The organism is Mesorhizobium sp. M1A.F.Ca.ET.072.01.1.1 (assembly GCF_004023325.1).
Classification (GTDB): domain Bacteria; phylum Pseudomonadota; class Alphaproteobacteria; order Rhizobiales; family Rhizobiaceae; genus Mesorhizobium.
On sequence record NZ_RZSF01000261.1, the window covers coordinates 1 to 9,753 of the forward strand.

The following is a 9,753-nucleotide window of genomic DNA, read 5'->3' on the forward strand; positions in this document are numbered from 1 at the left end:
GAGCAGCGCGCCGGTGATTCCAAGGGTAGCGAAACCGTTCTGGTCCGCCTGATTTTCATTGGTCAAAATAGTCTTCTTTCACGCGGCCCTGTGGCCGCAAACATCATGGCGGCAGGGCGCAACCTGCCGTCGAAAAATTGTCAGGAAACGACAAGGCGGCGGACGGGGAGCGTCCGCGCGGCTGCGCTGTCGTGCCCGCAGGCGTCATGCCCCGGGGCTCTTTCGCCAGCTTGCCGATCGACGGGAGGGCCCACCGGAAAGAGGGAAAACAGACGCAACCAGTCTCAATTGGTGGAGAAAGCCGAAGTTCGGCCCAAGCGCCTATGCGACCGCATATGGCCGAGTCCGCCGCAAAATGCAAGGGTGGATGTTGCAGCGCAACAAAACGCCGATCGAAAAGCGACGCTTGCGCTGCGCCGCCCTCACGATTACCACAAACCACCTTTCTATTGTGGGGGCAGCGATGAAGGACGTGCTGAAGGAACTCGAGCGCCGCCGCGAGATCGCCCGGATGGGCGGCGGCAAGCAACGGATCGAGGCCCAGCACAAGAAGGGCAAGCTCACCGCCCGCGAGCGCATCGACGTCTTCCTCGACGAGGGTTCGTTCGAGGAGTTCGACATGTATGTCGAGCACCGCTCAACCGACTTCGGCATGGAGAAAACCAAGATCGCGGGCGACGGCGTCGTCACAGGCTGGGGCACCGTCAACGGCCGTCCAGTCTACCTTTTTGCCAAGGATTTCACCGTCTTCGGCGGCTCGCTGTCTGAGGCGCATGCCGAGAAGGTGGTCAAGGTGCAGGAGATGGCGCTGCGCAATCGCGCGCCGATCATCGGCCTCTACGACGCGGGCGGCGCACGCATCCAGGAAGGCGTGGCCGCGCTCGGCGGCTATGCCGAGATTTTTCAGCGCAACGTGCTCGCCTCCGGCGTCATCCCGCAGATTTCGCTGATCATGGGCCCGTGTGCCGGCGGCGATGTCTATTCGCCGGCCATGACCGACTTCATCTTCATGGTGCGCGACACCTCCTACATGTTCGTCACCGGGCCGGACGTGGTGAAGACGGTGACCAATGAGACGGTGACGGCCGAAAGCCTCGGCGGCGCCACGGTGCACACGACCCGATCCTCCATCGCCGACGGCGCCTATGACAACGACGTCGAGGCGCTGCTGCAGATGCGCCGGCTGATTGACCTGTTGCCGGCGTCCAATACGGCAGAGATTCCCGAGATCGAATGCTACCAGTCGGTGACGGACCATGACATGTCGCTCGACCGGCTGATTCCGGACAACGCCAACAAGCCTTACGACATCAAGGAACTGATCCTGAAGGTTGCCGACGAAGGCGACTTCTTCGAAATCCAGGCGAGCTTCGCCAAGAACATCGTCACCGGCTTCGGCCGTGTGGAGGGGCGAACCGTCGGCTTCGTCGCCAACCAGCCGATGGTTCTGGCCGGCGTGCTCGACTCCGACGCCAGCCGCAAGGCGGCGCGCTTCGTGCGCTTCTGCGACTGCTTCTCGATCCCGATCGTTACCTTGGTCGACGTTCCAGGCTTTCTGCCAGGCACCGCGCAGGAATATGGCGGGCTGATCAAGCATGGCGCAAAACTGCTGTTCGCCTATGCCGAAGCCACCGTGCCGAAGATCACCGTGATCACCCGTAAGGCCTATGGCGGCGCCTATGACGTGATGGCGTCGAAGCACCTGCGCGGCGACATGAACTATGCCTGGCCGACGGCGCAGATCGCGGTGATGGGCGCAAGGGGCGCGGTCGAGATCATCTACCGCAAGGACATCGGCAACGCGGAGAAGATCGCCGCCCACACCAAAGCATACGAGGATCGGTTCCTGTCGCCCTTCGTAGCGGCCGAACGCGGCTATATCGACGAGGTGATCATGCCGCATTCGACGCGCCGCCGGATCGCGCGGGCGCTGCGCATGCTGCGCAACAAGGATATGCAGAACCCCTGGAAGAAGCACGACAACATTCCGCTGTGAGGCGGTGGTGTCGCGACTGGTCCTTGTAGCTGGCAAGCATTTCGGCAGGTTCGCCGTTATTCTCGTTGCTTAGCCCCTCTCCTTCCGATTGGCCTCGCGACGGGGAGTCGCCGACCATCTCAATCGGTGGAACCTCGAAAGCCGGCCGGCGGCTGGAACTCTGGCTCACGCAATCCGTCGTCGGAGGTTGACAACTGGCAACCTCTAATCACATTGAAATCACATCAATGTGATGACGGTGCTGAATGCTAATAACCCTTGCAACAAAGGGCGTCGTTCCGTGCAAAGGCTACGGCGGGATAGAACGTCAGGTCGACTGGCTGGCCACTGAACTGGTCAGGCAGGGCCACCATGTCGTCCTCGTGGCGGGCCCTGGATCGTCACATCTACTGTGCGAAGTCCGGCATGCTGTGAGCGATGCCGAGTGCCGCGCGGCGATCCCCAAGGACACCCAAATCGTCCACCTTCATGCGTGGAAGGTCGAGGTTGACTTCCCCACCCTCAACACCGAGCGGGGCCATTTACCGGATTATCCGCGGCCGCAACCGAACTGGAGCTTCATCAGCGCACGGCACGCCCAGCTGCACGGCCGCAAGACCTTCGTCTACAACGGCTTTCCGGTGGATGACTATCGGCTGGCCGAATCGAAGAGCGATCGCCTCCTCTTCATGGCGGCCATCGCACGCGCCGGAAAGGGCTTGAACCGGGCAGTCGAGCTCGCCAGGAAATTCGACTTTCCCCTCGATATCGCCGGCGGCTCGCGGTGGAAATTGCTCGGCCGAAGTCGGACCCGCCGCGAGGGCGTCTTTTTCAAGAGTCTTTCCCGCCGCTATCGCTTCAACGGCGTCGTCGATGGCGACGACAAGCTGCGCCTGCTGGGCGCATCGAAGGCCTTCCTCAATCCGATCGCCTGGGAAGAGCCTTTCGGCAATGCGCCGGTCGAGGCGATGCTGTGCGGCACGCCCGTTTTGACCACAGCGCGCGGCGCCCTGCCGGAGACGGTGGACACGGATACGGGCCGGTTCTTCGAGAGCGACGAGGAGTTTGCTGAAGGTCTTGCCGAGGTCGCAGACCTGTGCATGCGCAAATGCCGTGAATCTGCCGCCGACAGATTTCCGATCGCGAAAACCGCGAAGGCCTATCTGGAACTCTATGCCCGCATCCTTGATGGCGAAGCGCTTCCGTGACAAGGAACCGGCATGCTCGCCGTTCGCGGCGACTGCGTCGGATCGAAAAGGTATCGCGCGTTGCGCCCCATTCTCGTGTTCTGCTTGCCGGCAATCGGCGACTTCATCCGCTGCCATTCGGCAATTCAAATCATAGCAGCGACGTTTCCTGGACAGCCGATCGACGTCATCACCTCGCCGCTCGCCGCGCCGCTGGCGCGCTTGATGCCGCATGTCCGGAAGGCCTGGACCGTCGAGAGGCATTGGAACCCCGGTCTCAAGGAGCGGGCGCGGCTGGCGCGCGAACTCCGCCAGGAGAATTATCAGGCAGCCTATCTGCTCACCAGCAGCACCAAGGCGGCCCTGGTGCCGTGGCTGGCGGGCATTCCCGAGCGCATCGGATATCCGCGCGAGCTCCAGTTCGGCATCGTCAACCGGCTGCCCGCGGGATGGCTGAAAACCTTCGTGGCCTTCGGCCCGCGCAAGACAAGGCTCGTCGAACAGGTCTGTGCGATCGCGCTCCTCGGCAAGCAGCCCGCCGAGGAAAAACAGCTGCCGGCCCCGCGGCTGGCGATTTCGTTCGAAGACGTTGCCAAGTGGCGCCGGCGCAACGGCATCGATCCGGCAAGGCCGGTGCTTTCCCTCTATACTTCCGATTTCGAGAACATGCGCTCCTGGCCGCCCGAGCGCTTCGTCTCGGTCGCGCGAAAGCACATCGAACGGGGCTGGTCCGTCTGGCTTGTCGGCGGTCCGCGCGAACGCCAGGCTGCCGCCCAGATTTGCGCCTTGTTGCCTGAGGCGATCGACTTCACCTCGACGCCCGACATTGCAGAGGCCATGCACCAGATCGCGGCCTCCACCGTCTTTCTCGGTGTCGATGGCGGTGTGTCCCATGCAGCCGGCGCCTTAGGCATTCCAAGCGTGCTCATCTTCGGCTCGAACCGATCCTACGTGCATGGACCCTTGAACGAGCAGGTAACCTTCATCGAGCCTCCGATCTCGATACCGAGCTGGGTCCTGAACACGCGCGGTATCAGTGAGCAGCGTGTGCTCGAAGCGCTGGCGGCAAGCGTCGAAAAATACGCCCCGCAGCAGGCATGACCGCTTATTCCTCGGTGGCGGCGCCAAAGCCCGCGCTCATGTTCGCGCGGGCGGTGTTCGTCCACGGCGTCGCATGATTGTCGATGCGCATCTGGAACAGGAAATAGGTCGGCGAGCAGAAGCCGATGCCCTTGACCCTGGCAGCACCGGGCGTGTCGGACGGCAGCGACTGGCACATATAATCCTCGCGGCAGAAACGATCGGCCGAGCAGGCCGGACGGTTACCGCGATTGACGGCGCCGCCGAGGCATTGGTCGAAATTGTTGGTCGCCACGCAAATATCGAACTTCTTGCCGCCGACCAGGCCGCAGATTTCGCTCGGCATCGGCTTGCCAGCCTTGAAAGCGGAGAAGGCCAGATCCTTCGCGTCGCAGCCGCGATAGGCGAAGCCGCCTGGCACACCGATCTTGGGCGGCCGGCAGGTATAGGCGGTGCGTGAAATGGCGGGCGCGAAGGCCGCGAACTGGCCGGTGACCTTGTAACGGTCGTTGAAGGGTTCCCCGGTGTCGCTGGCAATCGTTCCGGTCAGGCAGGGATGGCCGGAAAAGATGTTCCGGCTCTCCTTGGGCAGCAGGCATTGAGCCAGTCTCGTCCTAACCCCTGTAGCGGTCGCGATCGATGTGCAGACCGTGCCGGCTCCGCATTGCCAGCTGTTGCCGAAGTGGGCGGCGTCTTCCGGCACCAGGCACGGCATGGTCGTCTCGGCCGGCGTATAGGCGATCTCGCCGGTGTCTTTCCACGCAGCCGGTGGTGCGAAGGACAACGGGCGAAACCCGTTCGCTTCTCTGCCTTCCGCAGTCGCCTGCAGCCACGCCTCGCGGCGCGGAATCTCGGCATGGAGATGCGGCGAGATGCCGACCTCGATGCGGTTGAGCGGCGAGGTCGTGCTGTCGTCGAGGCCGATGAAATGGAATCCGGCGGTCGAGCCCGCCTGATGGCAACCTTGGCAGGCGCCATTGTCGAGCCGCTCGATCAAGGCTTCGGCCGTGCGCGCCAATGTCAGTTTCGAATAGTCGACCCCGGCAAACGCTTCCGGTTCGAACAGCGGCGTGAATGGATGATTGGCCTGCCTGGCACTGCCGAAGGTCGACCAGGAGATGACCTTCTTCGCCAGGAATTCATCCGGGATTTCGTAAACGCCGAGATCGATTGCACCGGCATTGGCGCGGACATAGTCCGTAAGCCTCGCCTTCAACTGCGCGTCTTGCGCAAGGCGGATGGTGTCCGGCGTATTTTCGAGCGGTTTCTGGCTGATTGTGGTGCCGTCGATACCGAAGATGCGCATGAGATAGGCGGCCTGACCGCCAAATTCGGTCTCCTGGCCGGAAGGAAAGCGCACCACCTGAGCGTTGAGTTCGAGCTGCTTGAAGGAGAGGCTCGCTTTATCCAGCGGTCCCCCGGACAGCCACCCGGCATCCGCCGCTTCGTCGATCTGCGGCGTCCAGCGCCCGGCGACGCCGGTACAGCCGCCGTCGGCGTCGGGAGCTGCGCGGTAAACGGCACTGAAATTGAACGGCAGCCTCGAGGCCAACACCTTGCCGTTCTTCCTGAAACTATAGGCAAGGCGGTAGATGAAGCGCACCTCGCCGCAGCCCGCTTCCCCACCGAGCTTTGCGAAGTCACGCCGGTCGAGCCGGTTGACGACGCCGACCAGCCGGAAACGCGCCGCGTCGGTCTTCAGCCAGCGCATGTCGATGATGCGGCCGACATTGCCGTCGGTCACCTCATAGAGCGGCCGGCCGCCTGCTTTCAGGTCGGCGCGCAGTGCTGTGACATCGGCCACTACGGTTTCGACGATGGCGCGGTAGGCCGGCGCCGAGTCATAAAGCGTTTTCAGATCGTCCTTGCCGCTGATGCCAAAAATACCGGTGAAGCCGAAGCCATCGGCATCGAGCTTGGCGAGCACCTGCGGATCATCCACGACCGTGACCGGGCGACCGGCTGCATCAGCCGCCCGGACGCCAAGAACAGCGATGGCAGCGGCCGCGACAAGGATCGCCAGCCTCATCATCGAGCAGCCATCTCATTTGCCACCAACGCATGCAGCACAGGCATCATGGCCAAAGGCAAATCCTCGGCGATCAGGCCGGGTCCGAACCGGCTGCCGGCTTCGGCGTGTATCCAGACAGCCGCGCAGGCCGCTTCGAACGCCGGCATGCCTTGTGCCAGGAGCCCGGCGATGATGCCCGCCAGCACGTCGCCCGAACCCGCGGTGGCAAGCCATGGCGCGCCATTGCCGTTGATCGCGGCGCGGCCGTCAGGTGCTGCGATCACCGTGTCGGCGCCTTTGTAGACGATGACGGCGTTGGCTCGCGCCGCCGCCGCGCGGGCCTTGCCGAGTTTGGAAAGCACCTTGTCGCCCGCTGCCTCAGGGAACAGCCTGCCGAACTCGCCTTCATGCGGCGTCATCACCAGCGCCGGGGCGCCGGACTTTCGGGCAGCCTGGAAAAGCGTCTCAGGCTCGTCGCGAAACGAGGTGATGCCGTCGGCGTCGAGCACCAGCCCTTCAACGCCGGTGTCCTGCGCGTGCCCGGCGCCGAGCAGCGCCAGGGCAAAATCGCGCGCCTTTTCGCCGACGCCAAACCCCGGGCCGAGCACAAAGGACGAGGGGCGGCGGTCGGCAAGGAACGCACCGAGATCGGCAACCGCGTCGACCTTGCGCAGCATGATCGATGTCAGATGCGCGGCATTGACCTGCATGGCGTTCGCCGGCGACAGCACCGTCACCGCCCCTGCCCCGCTTCTTGCGGCTGCGAGCGCCGACAGGCGCGCGGCACCGGTGGCCGCAGGACCGCCCGAAAAGACACTGACATGACCGCGCTTGTATTTGTGCGCATCGACGGCCGGAACCGGAAAGACAGGCAGCCAGGGCGCCGGCGCATTCTCGAAACTGCGCGGCGCGACTCGAGCGATGATGTCGTCACCGATGCCGATGTCGGCGAGCACGATCTCGCCGCTCATTTCCCGCCCCGGCAGCAGCAGATGCCCCGGCTTCTTCCGCGCGAACGTCACGGTAACGACCGCGCGAAATGCGCTGCCGAGGATGGCGCCGCTTTCGCCGGAAACGCCCGAGGGCAGGTCCACGGCGACGACCGGCAAGCCGAGATCCGTAACGACCTGGACGGCCCGGGCGGCATCGCCCGACAGTGCCTTCGAGAGCCCCGCTCCGTACAGCGCGTCGATCACCAGCGATCCCGGTTCGGCCGCGAAGGCAGATAGCGGTCGTGGCTCCAACGGGCAATCAGCTGCAGCCAGCGCGGCATCGCTGCCCGCGCGCGGTTCGCCCGATCTCCACAACGCAACGTTGACACCGCTCTTCCGGAGCAGGCTCGCCACGACATAGCCGTCGCCGCCGTTGTTGCCGGGTCCGCAAAGCACGTGCACCCGTGCCGCCGCCGGATAGCGCGCCATGAGCACGGCCGCCAAGGCCTCGCCGGCCCGGCGCATCAATCCGTAGCCGTCGAGCGGACCTTGTGCGATCGCCAGCCGGTCGGCTTCGGCCATTTCGGACGGCGAAAGAAGTTCATTGCGCATGGGATTGCCGATCTCCATCCGATCAAGCATTGTCCGATTTGCGGTTCGAAGCAAACAGCGGCGGCCGAATGCATCCCAAAGCGGTGGCGCCCGGAGGGGAATCTGCCTGCAAATTGCGCTATCTGCTCAAGTTTTGCGCAGACGGATGGAGGAGCGATGTATAGGCTTTGGGCGTCGATGACGCATCCGATGCAGCGGATGACGCGGATTTGCATTCGGATGCGGCAAGGCATGGAAATCGCCCGATACCGCCCTCAACCTCTGGTAATTGGCACGCTTCGTGCTTGATGAAGGCGCAAGCGGGGCGCGCAACCCGTCTCTTTGGCAGTGGAGGCCACTTTCTACATGAAAAAGATCGAAGCGATCATCAAGCCATTCAAGCTGGACGAAGTGAAGGAAGCGCTTCAGGAGGCCGGGCTGCAAGGCATAACCGTCACCGAGGCCAAGGGTTTCGGTCGTCAGAAGGGCCATACCGAGCTTTATCGGGGCGCCGAATATGTCGTCGACTTCCTGCCCAAGGTGAAGATCGAGGTCGTGCTCGGCGACGACGCCGTCGAAGGCGCCATCGAAGCCATACGCAAGGCGGCGCAGACCGGCCGCATCGGCGACGGCAAGATCTTCGTCTCCAACATCGAGGAAGTCGTTCGCATCCGCACCGGCGAGACCGGCATGGACGCGGTCTGACTCCACCCGTCTTCCTGAACCGTCATCATCAAAAAAACGTCAGCACACAGGGATACATGACATGACGACAGCCAAAGACATCATGAAGCAGATCAAGGACAACGATGTAAAATTCGTCGACCTGCGCTTCACCGATCCGAGGGGCAAGCTGCAGCATGTGACGATGGACGTCGTCGAGGTCGAGGAAGACATGTTCGCCGACGGCGTCATGTTCGACGGCTCCTCGATCGCGGGCTGGAAGGCGATCAACGAGTCCGACATGGTGCTGATGCCGGACACGGATACGGTCCACATGGATCCGTTCTTCGCCCAGTCGACCATGGTCATCCTGTGCGACATCCTCGATCCGATCTCGGGCGAGGCCTACAATCGCGACCCGCGCGGCACCGCCAAGAAAGCCGAAGCCTACATGAAGTCGGAAGGCATCGGCGACACCATCTATGTCGGCCCGGAAGCTGAGTTCTTCGTGTTCGATGACGTCAAGTACAAGGCCGATCCCTATAACACCGGGTTCCGCCTGGACTCGACCGAGCTGCCGTCCAACGACGACACCGACTATGAGACCGGCAATCTCGGCCATCGGCCGCGCATCAAGGGCGGCTACTTCCCTGTGCCGCCGATCGACTCCTGCCAGGACATGCGTTCCGAGATGCTGACGGTGCTCGCTGAAATGGGCGTGCGCGTCGAAAAGCATCACCACGAGGTCGCGGCCGCCCAGCACGAACTCGGCATCAAGTTCGACACGCTGGTGCGCAACGCCGACAAGATGCTGATCTATAAGTATGTCGTGCACCAGGTCGCCAATGCCTATGGCAAGACGGCCACTTTCATGCCGAAGCCGGTGTTCGGCGACAACGGCTCGGGCATGCACGTGCACCAGTCGATCTGGAAGGGCGGCAAGCCGACCTTCGCCGGCAACGAATACGCCGGCTTGTCGGAAACCTGCCTCTTCTACATCGGCGGCATCATCAGGCACGCCAAGGCGATCAACGCCTTCACCAACCCGCTCACCAACTCCTATAAGCGTCTGGTGCCGGGTTACGAAGCGCCGGTGCTGCTCGCCTATTCGGCGCGCAACCGTTCGGCCTCCTGCCGCATTCCTTTCGGCTCCTCGCCGAAGTCGAAGCGCGTCGAGGTCCGCTTCCCCGATCCGGGCGCGAACCCCTATCTCGGCTTTGCCGCCATGCTGATGGCGGGTCTCGACGGCATCAAGAACAAGATTCATCCCGGACAGCCGATGGACAAGGATCTCTACGACCTGCCGCCGAAGGA

General features: G+C 63.3%; 7 protein-coding genes. 5 read left to right on the forward strand and 2 right to left on the reverse strand.

Translation table 11 applies throughout. The features are described from left to right. The first annotated feature begins 463 nt into the window (after window positions 1-463). From EOA32_RS27490 to waaF, 3 genes are all read left to right on the forward strand, one after another. Window positions 464-1,996 carry an acyl-CoA carboxylase subunit beta gene (locus tag EOA32_RS27490; protein WP_066989638.1) on the forward strand — a complete coding sequence of 511 codons (1,533 nt, stop codon included), beginning with the start codon at window positions 464-466 and terminating at the stop codon, window positions 1,994-1,996. Window positions 1,997-2,406: 410 nt separating this feature from the next. Next, on the forward strand, window positions 2,407-3,183 hold the full coding sequence (locus tag EOA32_RS27495; RefSeq protein ID WP_245322435.1) for a glycosyltransferase: 777 nt from the start codon (window positions 2,407-2,409) through the stop codon (window positions 3,181-3,183). 12 nt (window positions 3,184-3,195) lie between these two features. Then, entirely contained in the window at window positions 3,196-4,263 is a 1,068-nt protein-coding gene (waaF, locus tag EOA32_RS27500) for a lipopolysaccharide heptosyltransferase II (protein WP_245499401.1), read from the forward strand. 4 nt (window positions 4,264-4,267) lie between these two features. On the opposite strand, the gene EOA32_RS27505 is transcribed toward waaF, so the two are convergent. Both EOA32_RS27505 and EOA32_RS27510 read right to left on the reverse strand, forming a co-directional pair. Then, complete coding sequence (locus EOA32_RS27505) at window positions 4,268-6,271, reverse strand: hypothetical protein (protein WP_245499402.1); 2,004 nt, start codon at window positions 6,269-6,271, stop codon at window positions 4,268-4,270. Beyond that, the gene (locus EOA32_RS27510; RefSeq protein WP_128373390.1) at window positions 6,271-7,797 is read right to left on the reverse strand and encodes an NAD(P)H-hydrate dehydratase; all 1,527 of its coding nucleotides are present in this window, start codon (window positions 7,795-7,797) and stop codon (window positions 6,271-6,273) included. Before EOA32_RS27510 ends, EOA32_RS27505 begins: the two co-directional genes overlap by 1 nt. A 345-nt stretch (window positions 7,798-8,142) precedes the next feature. Here EOA32_RS27510 and EOA32_RS27515 point away from each other — a divergent pair, with 345 nt between their 5' ends. Next, entirely contained in the window at window positions 8,143-8,481 is a 339-nt protein-coding gene (locus EOA32_RS27515; protein WP_006205430.1) for a P-II family nitrogen regulator, read from the forward strand. 61 nt (window positions 8,482-8,542) lie between these two features. Continuing rightward, the coding region (glnA, locus tag EOA32_RS27520) for a type I glutamate--ammonia ligase (RefSeq protein WP_128373391.1) at window positions 8,543-9,753 on the forward strand (1,211 nt) is incomplete at its 3' end.